The organism is Pseudomonas japonica, from assembly GCF_013522925.1.
Classification (GTDB): domain Bacteria; phylum Pseudomonadota; class Gammaproteobacteria; order Pseudomonadales; family Pseudomonadaceae; genus Aquipseudomonas; species Aquipseudomonas japonica_A.
This window is the reverse complement of record NZ_JAAMQU010000014.1, coordinates 18,987-36,906: the sequence shown is the minus strand read 5'-3', so window position 1 is coordinate 36,906 and position 17,920 is coordinate 18,987. Positions and strand designations below refer to the sequence as shown.

General features: G+C 62.8%; 13 protein-coding genes. 3 read left to right on the top strand and 10 right to left on the bottom strand.

Translation table 11 applies throughout. The features are described from left to right. Positions 1–2 precede the first annotated feature (2 nt). The 10 genes from gloA to G7016_RS20635 all read right to left on the bottom strand — a co-directional run bounded on the left by gloA (position 3) and on the right by G7016_RS20635 (position 12,145). Complete coding sequence (gloA, locus tag G7016_RS20680; protein WP_181117589.1) at positions 3–533, bottom strand: lactoylglutathione lyase; 531 nt, start codon at positions 531–533, stop codon at positions 3–5. Between the two features lie 194 nt (positions 534–727). Continuing rightward, complete coding sequence (locus G7016_RS20675; protein ID WP_181117588.1) at positions 728–1,099, bottom strand: histone-like nucleoid-structuring protein, MvaT/MvaU family; 372 nt, start codon at positions 1,097–1,099, stop codon at positions 728–730. Positions 1,100–1,263: 164 nt separating this feature from the next. Beyond that, positions 1,264–2,736, bottom strand: coding sequence for a xylulokinase (xylB, locus tag G7016_RS20670; protein WP_181117587.1), 1,473 nt, complete (start codon positions 2,734–2,736; stop codon positions 1,264–1,266). Positions 2,737–2,746: 10 nt separating this feature from the next. Beyond that, positions 2,747–4,249: a mannitol dehydrogenase family protein gene (locus G7016_RS20665; protein ID WP_181117586.1), complete on the bottom strand. Its 1,503-nt coding sequence runs from the start codon at positions 4,247–4,249 to the stop codon at positions 2,747–2,749. A gap of 14 nt (positions 4,250–4,263) precedes the next feature. Next, positions 4,264–5,367 (bottom strand): ABC transporter ATP-binding protein, encoded by a 1,104-nt coding sequence (locus G7016_RS20660; protein ID WP_181117585.1) that lies wholly within the window; start codon positions 5,365–5,367, stop codon positions 4,264–4,266. Between the two features lie 16 nt (positions 5,368–5,383). After that, complete coding sequence (locus G7016_RS20655) at positions 5,384–6,217, bottom strand: carbohydrate ABC transporter permease (RefSeq protein WP_181117584.1); 834 nt, start codon at positions 6,215–6,217, stop codon at positions 5,384–5,386. Positions 6,218–6,227: 10 nt separating this feature from the next. Further along, positions 6,228–7,154 carry a carbohydrate ABC transporter permease gene (locus G7016_RS20650; RefSeq protein WP_181117583.1) on the bottom strand — a complete coding sequence of 309 codons (927 nt, stop codon included), beginning with the start codon at positions 7,152–7,154 and terminating at the stop codon, positions 6,228–6,230. 67 nt (positions 7,155–7,221) lie between these two features. Next, a complete protein-coding gene (locus G7016_RS20645; protein WP_181117665.1) occupies positions 7,222–8,517 on the bottom strand; it encodes an ABC transporter substrate-binding protein in 1,296 nt (431 codons plus the stop codon). A gap of 316 nt (positions 8,518–8,833) precedes the next feature. Further along, the gene (locus G7016_RS20640) at positions 8,834–11,095 is read right to left on the bottom strand and encodes a putative bifunctional diguanylate cyclase/phosphodiesterase (protein ID WP_258195265.1); all 2,262 of its coding nucleotides are present in this window, start codon (positions 11,093–11,095) and stop codon (positions 8,834–8,836) included. Between the two features lie 108 nt (positions 11,096–11,203). Further along, entirely contained in the window at positions 11,204–12,145 is a 942-nt protein-coding gene (locus tag G7016_RS20635; protein ID WP_181117582.1) for a class I SAM-dependent methyltransferase, read from the bottom strand. A gap of 129 nt (positions 12,146–12,274) precedes the next feature. Here G7016_RS20635 and G7016_RS20630 point away from each other — a divergent pair, with 129 nt between their 5' ends. The 3 genes from G7016_RS20630 to G7016_RS20620 all read left to right on the top strand — a co-directional run bounded on the left by G7016_RS20630 (position 12,275) and on the right by G7016_RS20620 (position 17,871). After that, positions 12,275–14,071, top strand: a complete 1,797-nt coding sequence (locus G7016_RS20630; protein ID WP_181117581.1) for a thiamine pyrophosphate-requiring protein — start codon at positions 12,275–12,277, stop codon at positions 14,069–14,071. 71 nt (positions 14,072–14,142) lie between these two features. Beyond that, on the top strand, positions 14,143–14,919 hold the full coding sequence (locus G7016_RS20625; protein ID WP_258195264.1) for a FadR/GntR family transcriptional regulator: 777 nt from the start codon (positions 14,143–14,145) through the stop codon (positions 14,917–14,919). 153 nt (positions 14,920–15,072) lie between these two features. Continuing rightward, positions 15,073–17,871: an EAL domain-containing protein gene (locus G7016_RS20620; RefSeq protein ID WP_181117579.1), complete on the top strand. Its 2,799-nt coding sequence runs from the start codon at positions 15,073–15,075 to the stop codon at positions 17,869–17,871. Positions 17,872–17,920: the final 49 nt, after the last annotated feature.

Genomic DNA, 17,920 nt, shown 5'->3' with positions numbered 1-17,920 from the left:
CGTTATTCGCTTGCCAACGGCGTGGGCTGAATGATTTCCACCCAGTAATCGTCCGGGTCCTTGATAAACGCAAGGCTCTTCATGCGGCCATCGCTCAAGCGTTTCTGGAAGGTCACGCCCAGTTGTTCGAAACGCTCGCAAGCGGCGTGAATGTCGGGCACCGATACACAGATATGACCGAAGCCGCGCGGGTCGCTATTGCCGTTGTGATAGGCAAAGCTGGCGTCGTTTTCACTACCATGATTGTGGGTTAGTTCAAGTACGCCGGGGATCGACTTCATCCAGCGATTACGCTCGGCATCGTCCTGGGGAATGCTGTCGCGCTCCACCAGCGCCAGAAAGTAGAGGCTGAACTGAGCGTCAGGAAAGTCCCGTTTTTCCACCAGGCTGAACCCCAGCACACGGGTATAGAAATCCAGCGAGCGGGTGATGTCCTTTACACGCAGCATGGTGTGATTGAACACGAAGCCCTGGGTAGCGGCGTCCGGCTGCGCGGTAACGCCCGGGACGGTGTCGAGGGTGGTGAGTGTCATGAAGTTACTCCTGATGCATGCAAGCCATGAGGCGGTTCTGCGGAAGGGGTACGACGCGGGGCGCAAGGCCATACAGCGGCTGCCATGGGGCAGAAAAGAAGAAGCCCGCCGAAGCGGGCATATGGGGCGCTGTTCCTTCAGCGACCTTCATCCTGCGCGTAGCCCTGTGAAAAAAGCGTGAAGCATATTACCGTTCAGCGGCGCACCCAGGCTTCAACAGTGTCGGCGCCATATTGGTCTTTCCAGGCGCGCAAGCCACGATGGTTGCCGCCCTTGGTTTCGATAAGTTCACCCGAGTGCGGGTTTTCATAAACCTTCACTACGCGTGCCCGGCGAGTCTTTGGGGCGGCGGCCGGAGCGGCGGCACGAGAAGAGGATGACTTGGACGGATCCAGCAGGGCGATAATATCTCGCAGGCTCTTGTCATACTCCTTCATCAGCCCAAGCAATTTCTGCTCGAATTCGATTTCCCGTTTAAGCCCTGCATCGTTTTTCATTACCTCGAGCTGCGCGAGTTGCTCTTGTAGGGCTTTCTCGGCAGCGCGGAATTCGGCAAGTCGTGACATGGTTTTCGGCTCCGGCTGATGAAGTGTGTAACTAGAGAATAGAGCCTGAAGTCGATTAAGTAAATATCGGATGGAGTTTGCTACTTGGCTGTTAGTTGAAGGAGTTTCGCAGGCCTCGCCGGGTGCAGGAGCTGGGGCAGGCCATCAGGCGAAGCCTGCGAGCGCTATGTTGCCAACGAAAGTATGTGCTGGCGGTAGCGTTCGTAAACGGGCTGATACGCCGCCACGTGTTCCAGGTGCGGTTCGCAGCGGGTAGTGGCGTCCAACTGCACGCAACGTTCGCACAGTGCTTGTAGTTCTCCCGCGCCCGCGCACCAGGCCGCTTGTATCGCCGCGCCAAGGGCCGCAGCCTCGGGCTCTACGGTACAGATCACCGGAGTGGCCATTACGTCAGCCACCAGTTGCCGCCACACGGCGCTTTTCGCGCCCCCGCCGGCCAGGCGGATGTCCGAGCTGTGCATGCCAGCGGCACGCAGCAGGTCCAGGCCGTAGCGCAGGCCGAAGGTGGTGCCTTCGACAGCCGCGCGGCACAGGTTGCCCGGGTTCAGGTTAGTCGCGGTCAAGCCCAATAGCGCGCCGGTGGCATGGGGCAGGGCGGGCACCCGTTCACCGTTGAGGAATGGCAGCATCAACACGCCGTCCGCCCCGATCGGTGCCTGGGCAACCTGGTCGTTGAAAGCAGCCAGGTCCAGGCCGAACAAGCCGCGCACGGCACTGGTGACGTTGGTAAGGTTCATGGTGCAGATCAACGGCAGCCAGCCGCCCGAGGACGAGCAGAACGTCGCCACGGCGGGCTCTTCGCACACCACCGGGGTTTCGGTAAAGCCATATACCGTGCCCGAAGATCCCAGGCTCATGGTGAACAGCCCGGGCTGGATGTTCCCAGTGCCGATGGCCGCCATCATATTGTCACCGCCGCCGCTGGCCACGACCGCCTCGGGGTTGATCCCTAACTGCGCGGCCACTTCAGGCCTCACCAGCCCGATGGCCTGACGCGCCTCGACCAGCGTGGGAAGCGCCGCCCGCAGGCGCCCGCTGGGGTCGATGCGGTCCAGCAGCGCGTAGTCCCACGCGCGTTCACGTACATTGAAATAGCCGGTCCCCGACGCATCACCGTATTCGCTGCAGCGCTGGCCGCTCAGCCAGAAGTTGAGATAGTCATGAGGCAGGAGCACGCTGCGGACACGTTCGAACACCTCGGGGAATTGCTCCCGCGTCCATAGCAGCTTGGACACGGTATAGCCCGGCGCGATCGCCAACCCCAGCCGCTCCAGCGAGCCTTGGTTGCCACCGAGTTCGGCCAGCAAGCGGTCGTTTTCAGGGGTGCTTTCGGTGTCGCACCATAATTTGGCCGGGCGCAGCACCTCGCCTTGTTCATCTAGCAGTACCAGGCCGTGTTGTTGGCCCGACACCCCCACCGCCTGAATGGCCGCCCCTGGCACGCCCGATTCGGCGAGCGCCTGGCGGCAGGCGATAATCAATGCCTGCACCCACTCTGCCGGGTCCTGCTCGCGGCGGCCGTTGGGCTCATTCACCAGCGTATGCTCTGCGGCGCCACGCCCCAGCACTTGCCCGCTCGCGGCATCGAGCACCAATGCCTTTGTGCCTTGGGTTCCGCAATCAATCCCTAGAAACATGCCGCTCTCCTCACAGGGTCACCAATGCGCGCAACGCGCCTTCAACGCCGTAGGTACGCAACTGGTGCAGTTGGGCCTCGAATGCTGCGACGAATTCCGGCGATGCCGGGATCTGCTGGCCAAAGATTTCCACCACCCCCAGCAATCGCTCGGCCAGACCGTCATCTTCGGCTACCAGGCTTTGGCAGAATTCGGCGCGAGGGTCGGGAATGGCATAGTGTTGGCCTTTCTCGTCCACGCCCCGCAGGTACAGCGCCCAGGCAGCCACCACCAGTGCCGCGCGGTTCAAATCGCCACCGTCGCTGATCAGTGTGTTGATCGTGGGTACGGTGAACTTGGGGAATTTCGACGAACCGTCGGAGCACACCCGTTCCAACTGGTCGGCAATGGCCTGGTTGGAAAAGCGTTCAATCAGGGTGTTTTTGTAGTCCGTAAGGTCGATGCCTGGCACAGGTGCCAGTTGCGGCGTGACGTCCAGGTTCATGTAGTCGCGGATGTACTGCACAAACAGCGGGTCGTTCATGGTGTCGTGAACGAAGCGGTAGCCGCGCAAAAAGCCCAGGTAGGTCAGTGCCAGGTGGCTGCCATTAAGCAGCTTGATCTTCATTTCTTCGTAGGGCGTCACGTCTTCGGTGAACTGCACGCCCACGTCTTCCCAGGCCGGGCGGCCGTCGCAGAAGTTGTCTTCCAGCACCCATTGTACGAAGGGCTCGCACACCACCGGCCAGGCGTCGTCGATGCCGTGACGCTCCAGCAACTGCTGCCGGTGCGCGGCGCTGGTCATTGGCGTTATGCGGTCCACCATTGCATTAGGGAAGGCTACCTGCTGCTCGATCCACTGCGCGAGCCCAGCGCCATAGTTATCTCCCGCCAGGCGGGCGAAGGCCAGCAAGGCCTTGCGGGCGACCTGGCCGTTGTGCGGGAGGTTATCGCAGGACATCACCGTGAACGGGCGAATGCCCACCGCGCGCCGGCGTTGCAGCGCTGCACAAAGGAAGCCGAATACGGTCTTGGGTGTATCGGGATGGGCCAGGTCATGCTGGATCAGCGGCAAATGGGCCATGAATTCGCCGGTGCTGTCGTCGATGCAGTAGCCGCCTTCGGTGATCGTGAGCGACACGATTCGAATGTTCGGGCTGGCCAGGCGGGTGATCAGCGCCTCCGGCGATTCTTCGGCCAGCAACATGTCTCGAATCGAGCCGACCACGCGCACTTCGGTGTCGTCGGTGTCACCCAGCTCGAACAAGGTAAAGAAGTAGTCCTGCCCGGCAAGGTCGTCGCGGGCCTTGCGGTCCTCGGCCCGCAGCCCTGCGCCGCAGATAGCCCAGTCCAGCGCCTTGCCCTGATTCATCAGGGCATCGGTATAAAACGCCTGGTGCGCGCGGTGGAAACCGCCTACGCCAATGTGAACGATGCCTTGCACCAGCAGCTCGGGTTGGTAGGAGGGGCGTTTCACCTCGTCGGGGAGGTCGTCCAGTGCATCCAGGCGCAGCGTGAGAGGGGTAGTGGTCATGAAGGCTCCGAACGTCAGGCGGCCGCGCGCATAGGGTTCGCCACGGCCAGGCCGTTGGCGTCGAACAGGTGGCAATACTGGGCATCGAGGTGCAGGCTCAGCCGCTGGCCATATTGGCTGCTGAGGTCACCACGAATGCGCAGGGTCAAGGGCTCACTGGCATCGGTACGCACGTGGCAATAGGTATCGCTGCCCAGGCGCTCGCTTACGTCAGCCACCACGCTGAGTTGGCACTGGCCCGGTTGGGCCAGCTCAAGGTGCTCCGGTCGAATGCCCACGGTCACCGGGCTGCCTTCGGCCAGGCCCGGGCCTGTGCGTGGCAGGGTGATACGGGTACCGGCATCGAGCAGCACTTCACAGCCGTCGTTGAACACCTGGCTCACCTGGCCCTTGAGGAAGCCCATTTTTGGCGTACCCAAAAAGCCCGCCACAAACAGGTTTGCCGGGTGGTGATAGAGCTCCAGCGGCGAACCTACCTGCTCCACGCGGCCAGCGTTCAGTACCACCACCTTGTCAGCCAGGGTCATGGCTTCTACCTGATCATGGGTCACGTAGATCATGGTGGCCTGCAGTTCCTTGTGCAGGCGCGACAACTCCAGGCGCATCTGTACCCGCAGGGCGGCATCGAGGTTGGAAAGCGGTTCGTCGAACAGGAAGATCTTCGGGTTGCGCACGATCGCACGGCCGATGGCCACGCGCTGGCGCTGGCCCCCGGACAGCTGCTTGGGCTTGCGCTCCAGCAAGGGCTGCAGCTCGAGGATTCGCGCGGCTTCATTCACCTTGCGGTCGATGTCCTGCTTGGGTTGGCCGGCCAGGTCCAAGGCAAAGGAGAGGTTTTTGCGCACGCTCATGTGCGGGTACAGTGCGTAGGTCTGAAATACCATGGCCAGGTCGCGCTTGGCCGGGGTGACCTCGGTGATGTCACGCCCGTCCAGCTCGATCTGCCCGCTGCTTACGTCCTCCAGCCCGGCGATCAGCCGCAGCAGCGTGGACTTGCCACAGCCCGACGGGCCTACGAACACCACGAACTCGCGGTCGCGCACCTCCAGGTCGATGCCCTTGATGATTTGCAGGTCTTCGAAGCCTTTTTTCAGATTGCGTACTTTCAACGTCGCCATGACAGGCTCCTTCTTGTTATTTGACTGCGCCGAACGACAGGCCGCGCACGAGTTGTTTCTGGCTGATCCAGCCGAAAATCAGGATGGGCGCGCAGGCCAGGGTAGAAACCGCGGACAACTTGGCCCAGAACAGGCCTTCGGGGCTGGAGTAGGAGGCGATCAGGGCGGTGAGCGGCGCCGCCTGTGAGCTGGTGAGGTTGAGCGACCAGAACGCCTCGTTCCAGCACAGGATCAGCGACAGCAGCACGGTAGAGGCCAGCCCGCCCTTGGCAATGGGCAACAGCACCCGCGCCATTTCCTGCAGCAGTGTGGCGCCGTCCAGCCGAGCGGCTTCGAGGATGTCCTTGGGGATGTCCTTGAAGTAGGTGTACACCATCCACACCACGATCGGCAGGTTCACCAGGGTGTAGATAATGATCAGCCCCAGCTGGGTATCCAGCAGGCCGGCGCCTTTGGCCAACAGGTAGATGGGCATCAGTACACCCACCGGTGGCAGCATTTTGGTGGAGAGCATCCACAGCAGGGTCTTGCGGGTGCGTTTGGTTTCGTAGAAGGCCATGGAGTAGGCCGCCGGCACTGCGATCAGCATGCTCAGAAGGGTGGCGCTGAAGGAAATCACCACGGAGTTCCAGGCGAAATGGAAGTAATCGCTGCGCTCTTGAATGTGCAGGTAGTTCTCCAGCGTTGGCGTGAAGAACAGCTGCGGCGGCGTAGCGAAGGCGTCCAGCTCGGTCTTGAAACTGGTAAGCACCATCCAGAAGATCGGGAAGAAGATCAGCGCCGCGATCAGCCAGGACAGCGATCCCAGCGCGATGCTTTGCAGCCGACGGGTTTGTTTGAGGGTAGTCATGGCGGTGGCCTCAGCCCTTGTCGGTCAGGTTTTTGCCGATCATGCGAACCAGCACGATGGCGGCGATGTTGGCAATCAGCACGGCGATCAGGCCGCCGGCCGAAGCCATGCCCACGTCAAATTGCACCAGGGCCTGGTTGTAGATCAGGTACGCCAGGTTGGTCGACGCAAAGCCCGGGCCGCCATTGGTGGTGGTGAAGATTTCGGCGAACACCGACAGCAGGAAGATGGTCTCGATCATCACCACCACGGCCACGGGCCGCGCCAGGTGGGGCAGGGTAAGGTGCCAGAAGATCGCCAGTGGGCCGGCGCCGTCGAGCCGTGCGGCTTCTTTCTGCTCCTGGTCCAGCGACTGCATGGCGGTCATCAGAATGAGGATCGCGAAGGGCAGCCATTGCCACGCCACAATGATGATGATGGACAGCAACGGGTAGTTCGCGAGCCAGTCCACCGGCTCGGCGCCGAAGAATTTCCACACCGCGGCGAGAATGCCCGACACCGGGTGGAAAATAAGGTTCTTGAACACCAGCGCACCTACGGTGGGCATGATGAAGAACGGTGATATCAGCATCACCCTCACCACACCACGGCCGATGAAGTCGCTGGCTTCGAGCAGGGCCGCGATCAGCACGCCGCCTACCACGCTGATGAGCAACACGCTGCCCACCAGCACCACGGTGTTCCAGGCGCCCGGCAGGAAGCCGCTGTCGGTGAGGAAGAAGCTGAAATTCTCCAGCCCCACGAAGGCATTTTCGCCGGGGTACAGCAGGTTGTAGCGGATGAGCGAAAAATACACGGTCATCGCCAAGGGTACGATCATCCACAGCAGCAGGAGGATGACCGAGGGGCTGACGAGGAACCAGCCAGGGTTGCGGAACAGGCGACGGTTGGGCTGGCGAGGGGTCGCCAGGTCGGCCTTGAGGGTAGATACAGTCATGATCGCGTACCTTGATAAACCCGGGGGGCCAGAAGCCTGTGGCAGGGCCCCCATGGGAAGGTAATGATTACTTCGGATAGCCGGCGCGTTTCATGTCGCGCTCGGTGCTCGCCTGGGCGGCCGTCAACGCCTGATCGACGCTGGTCTGGCCGGTGAGGGCGCCGGAGAAGATCTTGCCCACCGCGGTGCCGGTGGCCTGGAACTCAGGAATGGTCACCAGTTGAATACCCACGTACGGCTTGTCCGCGGAGCTGGACGGGTCGGCCATTTTCAGCGACTCAAGCGTTACCTTGGCGAACGGCGCCGCTTGCATGTAAGCGTCGCTGTAGGTGGACGCGCGGGTGCCCGGCGGCACGTTGGCGATGCCATCCTTGTCGGCCACCAGCTTGGCGTAGTCCTCGGAGGTGGCCCAGGTGGCGAAGGTACGGGCGGCTTCCTGTTTCTTCGAGCTGGCCGGGATGGCAAGCGCCCAGGAGTACAACCACGACGTGCCTTTCTCGGTGCTCTGGTGCGGCGCGAAGGTGAAGCCCACGCTGTCTGCCACCTTGCTCTGGGATTTGTCGGTCACGAACGAACCGGCCACGCTAGCGTCGACCCAGATGGCGCACTTGCCACTGTTGAACAGCGCCAGGTTCTCGTTGAAGCCGTTGCTCGAGGCGCCGGGAGGGCCGGACTTCTTCATGTTGGTGACGTAGAAGTTGAGCGCGTCTTTCCAGGCGGTGCTGGTGAACTGTGGCGCCCACTGGTTGTTGAACCAGGTACCGCCGTAGCCGTTGGCCAGGGTAGTGATCAGCGCCATGTTCTCACCCCAGCCTGGCTTGCCGCGAAGGCACAGGCCGTACTGGTCCTTGCTCTTGTCGGTGAGCTTGCTGGCAAACTCGCCGATCTGGTCCCAGGTGGGCTTCTCGGGCATGGTCAGGCCAGCGGCCTTGAACAGGTCGGTACGGTAATAGGTGATGGAGCTTTCGGCGTAGAACGGCAGTGCGTACAGGGTGCCGTTGACGGAAAGCCCTTCGCGCACCGAAGGGAACACGTCGTCGAGCTTGTACTCGGCGGGCAGGTCTTTCATGGGCGCCAGCCAGTTTTTCGCGCCCCAGAGTGAGGCTTCGTACATGCCAATGGTGAGCACATCGAACTGCCCGCCCTGGGTGGCGATGTCAGTGGTGAGGCGTTGGCGCAGGACGTTCTCTTCCAGCACTACCCAGTTCAGCTTGATCTCGGGGTGCTGTTCTTCAAAGGTTTTGGACAGCCGCTGCATGCGAATCATGTCGCTGTTGTTGACGGTAGCGATGGTCAGCGTGTCTGCCGCCATGGCTGGCCCGATCAGGGCAAGGCAGCAGGTAGCGATCAAGGCGGGTGCCATGCCGGACACCGAAGCGTGAACCGAAGTGCGCATCGTGCTCTCCTCTGGCCCAGGCGTGCCGGGGCCGGTTATTGTTTTTTTTGTCCGCAAGGAAGCGGGGGCGTATGCCTGCAACGATTACACTCCCGCCTCGTTCAGGAAACAACGCCGGGCGAGCACGCAGACTGATACTTTTTTGCAGTGGGTGTGGGCCGAGTGAAACTCGGGAAGCAAGGTGCGCCGGTTATTCCCGGGTTTCACCTGGTCCTACAAGGCCCCCTACCTCTGTAGGGGTGGGCGGAGGCTGCGAACGGGCCGCCTGGTTCCCCAGCGCCTGTCAGCGGCTAAGCGCGGCGCTTTGCTGCCGCTGGGCCACCCAGGCTTCGAAGGCCTCGGCGGGCATGGGGCGCCCGAAATAATAGCCTTGGCCGTAGCCGCAGCCTGCCTGGCAGAGGAATTCCATCTGTTCGGCGGTTTCCACCCCCTCGGCGGTCACGTGAAACTGCAAGGCATCGCCCAAGGCAATGATCGCTTCGGTAATCGCCCCGTAGGTGCGATCGGCCGGCAGGTCGCGGATAAATGCGCGGTCGATCTTCAAATGGTCGACCGGCAACAGCTTGAGGTAGGCGAGGGACGAATGCCCAGTGCCAAAATCGTCGATGGCCGTGCGTACACCCAGCGCTTGCAGCTGGGCCAATACCTCGCACGCCCGCTCCTGGCTTTCCATCAGCAGGCTTTCGGTGACTTCCACTTCCAGCGCGGCGGCCGGTAGCCGGTTATGCTCGAGGGCTGCGCGAACGCTGGCCACGAAATCGCTGCGGTCGATCTGCGGAGCCGCCACGTTGATCGCGACCTGCCCCTCGAAAACACCCTGTTCGCGCCAAGCCCGCTGCTGGCGACACACTTCGCCGAGCACCCACACGCCAATGGGAATGATCAGCCCGGTGCGCTCGGCCACGGGTATGAATACATCCGGGAAGACCATGCCCTGCACCGGGTCACGCCAGCGCAGCAATGCCTCGGCGCCGGCAATGGCACTGGTGCGCAAGCACACCTTGGGCTGGTACCACACCTCAAACTCTTCGTGGGTCAAGGCCCGGCGCAGGGCGTGTTCCAGCACCACGCGCTCATGGATGACTGATGTCATCGCCGGCTGGTAGAAGTGATAGTCGTTGCGGCCCGCTTCCTTGGCGCTGTACATCGCCGTATCGGCATGGCGCAACAAATCCGCCGCGCTGTGGCCGTCCAGTGGATACAACGCCACGCCAACGCTGGCCGAGACCAGTGCGGCATTGCTGTCCAGATCGAACGGTTGCTGCATCGCATTGACCAGCCGCTGCACAATGGGTGCGGCCTGGGCCGGATCTCCCAGGTGCTCGAGAATGAAGCCGAACTCGTCGCCGCCCAGGCGGGCAAGGGTGTCGTCAGGGCGGATGTGCTGAGCCAGGCGCTGAGTGGCCTGGTACAGCAGCAGATCGCCCAGGGCGTGGCCCAAGGTATCGTTGATCACCTTGAACCCGTCGATATCCAGCAGCAGCACCGCAAAGCCGCCGGTCTCGGCCCCCGCGGCCACGGCGTGATCGAGCCGCTGCCTGAACAGCACGCGATTGGGCAGGTGGGTCACGTTGTCGAAGTGAGCGATGCGCGCCAGCTCGGCTTCGGCCTGCTGACGTTCGCTGACCTCGCGCTTGAGGTCGTGGTTGCGGCGGCTCAAGAGCAAGTGGCCACGTGCAAGCTGGGCACAGAACAACGACAGCAATAGCCCGGCGCTCAGGCAGAGGATGAACAGGCGTGAATCCATCAGGCCCACCGCCGGCCATCCGCCCCGGGGCCTGGCCGCGATCTGCCAGTGGCCACCGGGTACCTCGATGTCGGTAAATACGTTATGGCCCTGGAACAGCGCCGGGTCACCCCAGATCATGGCGCCATCCTTGCCCAGCCCGTCCTGGCCCCGCAGGGCGATGTCCAGGTCGGCCTGGTTCGTGATGTCAGCGGCTTCGAGCAAGCCATCCACCCGCGCCACCACCGACAAAGTGCCCCAGTACTGGATCTTGCCCAGATGACCGGTGGTAAATACCGGCCGACGATACACCAAGGCCCGCCCGCCCTGGTGAAGCTCCAGCGGCCCGGCGAGCACGCTCTGCCGCGCCTGGCGAGACTGCTCCAGCAGCTTGAATTGATCGGCCACGGTACGGAAATCCAGGCCGATCACGTCTTCGTTGCCTTCGCGCGGGTACACGTCGCGCACAACGTCTTGCGGGGCAAGCGCAATGTGGCTGAGATAAGGCAGCACGTTGATCACCTGCCGCACCATGCCAGCGAAGCGCTGGGGGCTGATGTCGCCATCGATGCCAATCAACTGCGCCAGCCCTTCGGTCTCGCTGAAGGCCGAGCGCACCTGGCTTTGAGCCTGGGCACTGATCGCGCCCAACTGTAGCCGCACGTCGGCGCGCATCTCGCGCTTGGCGTGGCGTACGTCAAGGTGCCCTATGCACCAGGCCAGCACCACCGCAACGAGCAGTATCCCCAGCGGAAGCAGGAAGATACCCCGCTGGATGCAGCGTGGGGGCAATAGCCGGTTGATCGGTGGAAAGCTCATAAGGGGGCTGGCAGGCCTGATAACGAAAAAATGGATAAGCGTGTCGCTTGTGCCAGCTGTATCGGCCGCCCCTTCAGAAAATGAATAGCGTGCTTTGCACTTTGCTCGTCAATCGCGGCGGCGGAACACCAGTACCTTGAGCCCAGCCTGCGGGTCGATGTCGGCGAACGCTTCGGGGTTTGCCAGGCGCTCGACGAATTCCAGCGCCGGCGCCTCTATGGCCATGGCATCCAGCAAGAACGAGGCAGGCAGCGCCGGGTCGTTCAGGCACGCCAGCACTTCCCCGTGGGGTGTTAGCAGCCCCTGGAGCTTGCGCATGACCTTGGGGTAGTCGCGGGTAAGGATGAAACTCCCGCGCTGAAAAGAGGGTGGGTCCATGATGATCAGGTCGTACGGCCCTTGCCGGGCCACCTTCCCCCAGGATTTGAACAGGTCGTGGGGCAGGAACGTGACGGTGTCCAGGGCATGGCCGTTGGCGCGGTGGTTGTCCCGGCCGCGTGCCAGCGCCGGGCTGGACATGTCCAGGTTCACCACGCTGCTTGCGCCACCCGCGAGGGCGACCACGGAAAATGCGCAGGTATAAGCAAACAGGTTGAGTACACGCTTGCCCGCGGCGTGACTGCGTACCCACCGATGCCCCTCGCACATGTCCAGGAAGAAACCGCTGTTCTGGGCCCGCCCCGGGTCGATCCAGTAGGCCAGGCCGTCTTCGTGTACCAGCCGAGGGCCAGTGGCGCCGCCGGCAACCCATGTGGAAGGGCTGCCGTCCAGGTATCGCTCCTGCAATAACAGCCCGTCCAGCCCTGCCGCCAACCACTGGGCAGAGGCCGCTGTTTCGTGCAACAGGGCCAGCAGGCACTCACGGCTGTTGCCTTCCAGCGCCTTGAACAGCGTGACCTGCAGCACACCTTCGAGCCAGTCCACGGTCACCTGTTCCAGCCCCGGGTAGCGGCGCCCACGCCCGTGCAGCAATCGCTGAGCCTCGGCCGGCGGCGCAGCGAGAGTGGCCTGCAGGCACTGGCGCAATTGGAGGAGGGCGTTGGCATCCATGGGCGGGGCTCGGGCAATGAAAAGGGCGGCGATTCTAGCCAATGCCGAAGGCTTTCGGAAAAAAATGGAACCACCGCGCACGCCGCAACGGTCTAGAACCCAAACGTACCGGGTGAAAGAGAGGTTTTCATGGCCAGCATGACCGTCGGTGATTTTCTCGTTGAACGGCTGTACCAGTGGGGGGTAAGGCGGATATTCGGCTACCCCGGTGACGGTATCAACGGCGTCTTCGGCGCGCTGGCGCGAGCCAACGGCAAAATCGAGTTCGTTCAAGCCCGGCACGAGGAAATGGCCGCATTCATGGCCAGTGCCCATGCCAAGTTCACCGGCGAACTGGGCGTGTGCATTGCAACCTCCGGGCCCGGCGCCAGCCACTTGATCACCGGCCTGTACGACGCGCGGCTGGATCACATGCCCGTGCTGGCCATCGTCGGCCAGCAAGCGCGCACTGCGCTGGGTGGGCACTACCAGCAGGAGCTGGACCTGGTGTCCATGTTCAAGGACGTAGCCGGGGCGTTCGTTCAACAGGCCAGTGCCCCCTCGCAGGTGCGGCACCTGGTCGACCGTGCCATCCGCACCGCTGTGGGAGAGCGGCGTGTGACTGCCCTGGTGCTGCCCAACGACCTCCAGGAAGAACCCTATAGCGAGCCCGCGCGGGCCCATGGCACGGTGCACTCCGGGGTGGGCTACAGCCAACCGAGGGTGGTGCCATATGAGCATGACTTGCAACGTGCCGCGGATGTGCTGAACAGCGGCGAACGCGTGGCCATCCTGGTAGGGGCCGGGGCCTTGGGCGCGGCGCATGAAGTGACCCAGGTCGCCGAATTGCTCGGCGCGGGTGTGGCCAAGGCCCTGCTGGGCAAGGCAGTGCTCCCGGATGACCTCCCTTGGGTTACCGGCTCCATCGGCCTGCTAGGGACCGAACCCAGCTACAAGCTCATGATGGAATGCGACACCTTGTTGATGATCGGCTCGGGCTTCCCTTATTCCGAGTTCCTCCCCATGGAAGGCCATGCCCGCGGGGTACAGATCGACCTCGCACCCGACATGCTCAGCCTGCGCTATCCCATGGAGGTGAACCTCACCGGGGATGCGGCACAAACGCTCACAGCGCTGATCCCCTTGCTGCTGGACAAGGACCGCAGCGCCTGGCGCAAGCGCGTCGAAGGCTGGCGCGCCGATTGGGAGGACACCCTCACCAAGCGTGCGCTGGTGCATGCCAACCGGATCAACCCGCAGCGGGTAGTGTACGAACTGTCGCCGCGCTTGCCCGACGAGGCCATCATCACCAGTGATTCCGGCTCCTGCGCCAACTGGTTCGCCCGTGATCTGAAAATCCGCCGGGGCATGCAGTGTTCGCTGTCCGGAGGGTTGGCCTCCATGGGCGCTGCGGTGCCGTACGCTATTGCCGCCAAGTTCGCCTGGCCTGAAAAGCCGGTGATTGCCCTGGTGGGCGATGGCGCCATGCAGATGAACAACATGGCCGAGCTGATCACCATAGCCAAGTACTGGCACCAGTGGGGCAACGGCCGGTGGATCTGCGCGGTGTTCAATAACGAGGACCTTAACCAGGTAACCTGGGAGCAACGCGTGATGGAAGGCGACCCCAAGTTCGAGGCCTCCCAGAACATCCCGGACGTGCCGTATCACCGGTTTGCCGAGTCCATCGGCCTGAAAGGTATTTTCGTCAACAGTGACGAACAGGTGGCCGGGGCCTGGGAAGAAGCGCTGGCCAGTGACCGGCCGGTGGTGATCGAATTCAAGACCGACCCCAACGTGCCGCCGTTGCCGCCCCATATCAAACTTGAACAGGCCAAGAAATTTGCCTCGGCATTGCTCAAGGGTGACCCTGACGAAGCCGGCATCCTGGTACAGACCGCCCGCCAGGTGCTTGGCGCGGTATTGCCTGGCCACAAGAAGGATTGATGCACGGCCAGGACGGGCCTGTTTGCCAACTTTGGCAACAGGCCCATGCGTTCCTATATGATGTGGCCACCTTGTTTTCACATAAGCAGAACGCCTTGGCGACCGACCTTCCTTTTTCCCCCGGCTTGCCCCGCCGCCCTCGCAACCTGGCCCAGGCGCTGGTCGATGACTTTTCCCGGCGTATTGGCGAGGGCATGCTAAAGCCGGGGGACAAGCTTCCCAGCGAAGTGGAATTGATGGAAACCGGTGGCGTAAGCCGCTCGGTGGTCCGCGAGGCACTGTCACGTTTGCAAGTGGCGGGGCTGGTCGAAACGCGTCGTGGCATCGGTACTTTCGTGCTCAACGCATCAGGCAGCGCCAGCCCCAGGCTGGACCCTTCTACCATCGTGACCCTTCAGGACGTGGTAGCCATCCTGGATGTGCGCATGAGTTTCGAAGTGGAAGCCGCCGGTATTGCCGCCTTGCGGCGCACCGACGCTCAACTGGCGGCCCTGGGCGAGGCGCTGGAGCGTTTCGAGCGGGCCAGCGACACTGGAAGCTCGCTGGTGTCGGACTTCCAGTTTCACCTGCAGATCGCCAACGCCACCAATAATCGCTATTTTGTGGAAATCGTCACGCACTTCGGCACCAGCATGTTCCCCAGGGCGCGGCTCAATACCGTAGCCATTGCTCGCCTGGATCGGCAACAGGCACATAGCCGGCTGGTAGGTGAGCATGAACACATCTACAACGCGATTGCCCGGTGCGATTACGACGCCGCCCGCGCGGCCATGCGTGTACACCTTGCCAACAGCCGGGCGCGAGTGATCAAGTCACATGAACAGCGTGAACGGGAAGCCCTTCAATAGCGCACTTGTCGCTTGTAAGGCTTGAACGTGCGGTCCCGCTAGCGGGCGCACGTTTTATGCATGTAGTATCAGCACTGAAAAAAGTGATGGCCCCTGGCCATAGTGGCACGCGTGACAGGATGATGGACCCCGTGGGTACAGCTTGGAGCATGCATGAGTTCGCAGGATTCGACGTTGCCAAGCCTCACCCGCTTGCTGGATGGGGCAAGGGAGCAAGCCCGGGACAGGGCATGGGCATTCTATCGGGCTGGGGAGCAGTTGCTGCTCGCCGGGTGCGGCGACGCGCCCGCAAGCTGGCCTGGTGCGCTGGACGAAGCCCAACTGGACAGCTATTGCCAGCGCGAACGTCTGCATCGCTGGGCCACGGGCCGCGGTGAGAGCGTACTGGGCTGGCTGCTGGTAAGCGAAAGCGACCGCGACAACCCGCAATTCGTCGACCTGGCCATGCGCTTGGGCCTGCGCCTGCAGAGCGATGCGCTGATTCGTGCCCAGCATACCCAGCGGGTGTTGTATGGCATTACCAACCTGGCCAGCTCCACCCATGACCGCGCCAGCTTCATGGTGGGCGTGCACCGTCAGCTGGCCGACCTGATCGACGCCGAGAACTTCTACCTGGCGCTGTACGATCAGCGCACGGGGCAAGTCACCTATCCCTACTACGTGGACACCACTGATACAGAAGCCGTGGAGGCGGACGCCAACGAATACCTCGACCCCGAGCGGTTGTCCCTGACCGGCTATGTATTGACCTCGGGCCAGCCGATGTTGATCGACGCCGCCGGCATCGCCCTTGCCAGCGCGCAAAATCGCTTCCATTGCGTGGGCCACAAGCCGGAATTCTGGATGGGTGCTCCGCTCAAGAACGCCTCCGATCAAGTATTCGGCATGATCGCCATGCAGGTGTATGACGTGGAGCGGGTGTATAGCCAGGAGGACCGTGCACTGTTCCTGGTCGTGGCCCGCCACGTAGCCATGGCCCTTGACCGCATCCTGCACCGCGCTCACCTGGAGCGTACAGTAGCCGAGCGTACGCGTGAGCTGTCCCAGCTCAACGATGCGTTGCGTCAGCAAGTGACTGAACGCGAGCGTGCCGAACACCTGCAAAGCGCCTTGTTCCAGATCGCCGAGTTGTCGAGCCAACAGGGCGACATGGCCGAGCTGTTCTCCCGCCTGCATGCCATTGTGGGTGAGCTGCTGTATGCCCGAAACTTCTACATCGCGTTGTACGACATCGCTCAGGATGAAGTGACCTTCCCGTACTACATCGACGAAGTGCTGTCCGTTCGCCCGCGCCCTCGCCGTGGTCGTCGGGGGTTGACCGAGTACGTGATCCGCCAGCGGCGCCCGTGCCTGATCGACTTCGATGACGCCAGCCGGCTGATGGAAGCGGGCGAGATCCAGAACAACAATGACCCGGTGCGCTCGCAGTCCTGGCTGGGGATTCCGTTGTTCGATGACGAGCAGGTGCGTGGCGTGCTGGTGGTGCAGAGTTATATCCCGCAAATCCGCTACACCTTGCGCGACCAGGAACTGCTCACGTTCGTGTCTCGCCACATCGACACCGCGCTGGCTCGGCGCAGCGCCGCCGAAGCCGTGCACGCCGCCAACCTCAAGCTCGAAGCCCGGGTGCAGGACCGCACCCGCGAACTGGACCTGGCCAACGCCAAGTTGCAGCACGAGAACGCCCATGACGCGCTGACCGGCCTGCCGAACCGCAGCCACCTCCAGGACCGACTGGGCCAGGCGTGGCAGGAATTTCGTGGGCAGGGCCGGCAGTTGGTGGTGATGTTCCTGGACCTTGACCGCTTCAAGCTGATCAACGACAGCCGCGGCCACCACTTTGGCGACCTGTTGCTGATGGAAGCGGCAGCGCGCTTGCGCAGTTGCCTGCGTGACACTGACCTGCTGGCCCGGCTGGGCGGCGACGAATTTGCGGTGCTCGCGCCCGAGGCTCCGGTGGACGTGGCGGTCGGTATCGCCGAGCGGATCCTCGCCGCCTTCGACCTGCCGTTCCATATCGACGGGCAGGCCGTGTTTTCGTCGTGCAGCATCGGCATCGTTAGCGCGGACGAGCAGTTCCACCAGGAGCCAGCCGACCTGCTGCGAGACGCCGATACCGCCATGTACCGGGTAAAAAACGGTGGTCGGGACAGCTACGCGGTGTTCAACCAGGAGCTGCGACGCGAATTTTCGGACCAGGTAGAGCGCGAAGGTGCGCTACGCAATGCGCTGAAAGGCAACGAGGAGCTGGTACCGTATTTCCAACCTATCGTGGATGTGGACAGCGGCAGGCTGGTGGCGCTGGAGGCGTTGATCCGCTGGCGCCAGCCCGACGGCCAGGTGCTGGCGCCCGGCGCGTTTCTGCCGGCATTGGAGGGCCTGAGGCTTATCGGCCGGCTGGACCTGTACATGCTGCGCTGCGTGGCAACCATCCTGGGGCGGCCGGAAAACGGCCACTGGCCGCCAGTTCACGTGAACTGCTCCAGCTACAGCATCACCCGCCCCGAATTTGCCGATGAAGTGCTCGAACTGCTGGGTTACTACGGCGTAAGCCCGGGACGGGTCTGCCTGGAGCTCACCGAGGGCGCCCTGGTGGCCGAGCCGGAGCTGGCGCGCCAGAGCATGCAGAAGCTGGCGGACCAGGGCATGTCGGTGGTACTGGATGACTTCGGCGCGGGGTTCTCCTCGCTCAGCTATGTGCACCAGTTCCGTTTCACGGGCCTGAAGATCGACAAGTCGTTCATCCTTGAGCTCACTTCGAGCAGCCGCAGCCGGGCGATCGTACGGGCGATCGTGCGCATGGCCGAGTCGCTGGGGTTGTCTGTAGTGGCTGAAGGGGTGGAAGACGCCGCCTCTCTGAACCTGCTGCGGGAAATGGGCACGGGCCAGGCGCAGGGGTACCACTTCGCCCGGCCAATGGCGATCGAGTCGCTGCAGCAAGGCTGGCTTTGACGTTCCGGACAGCCGAGGGAACCCCACGGCCCAAGGGTTGCCCAACGGC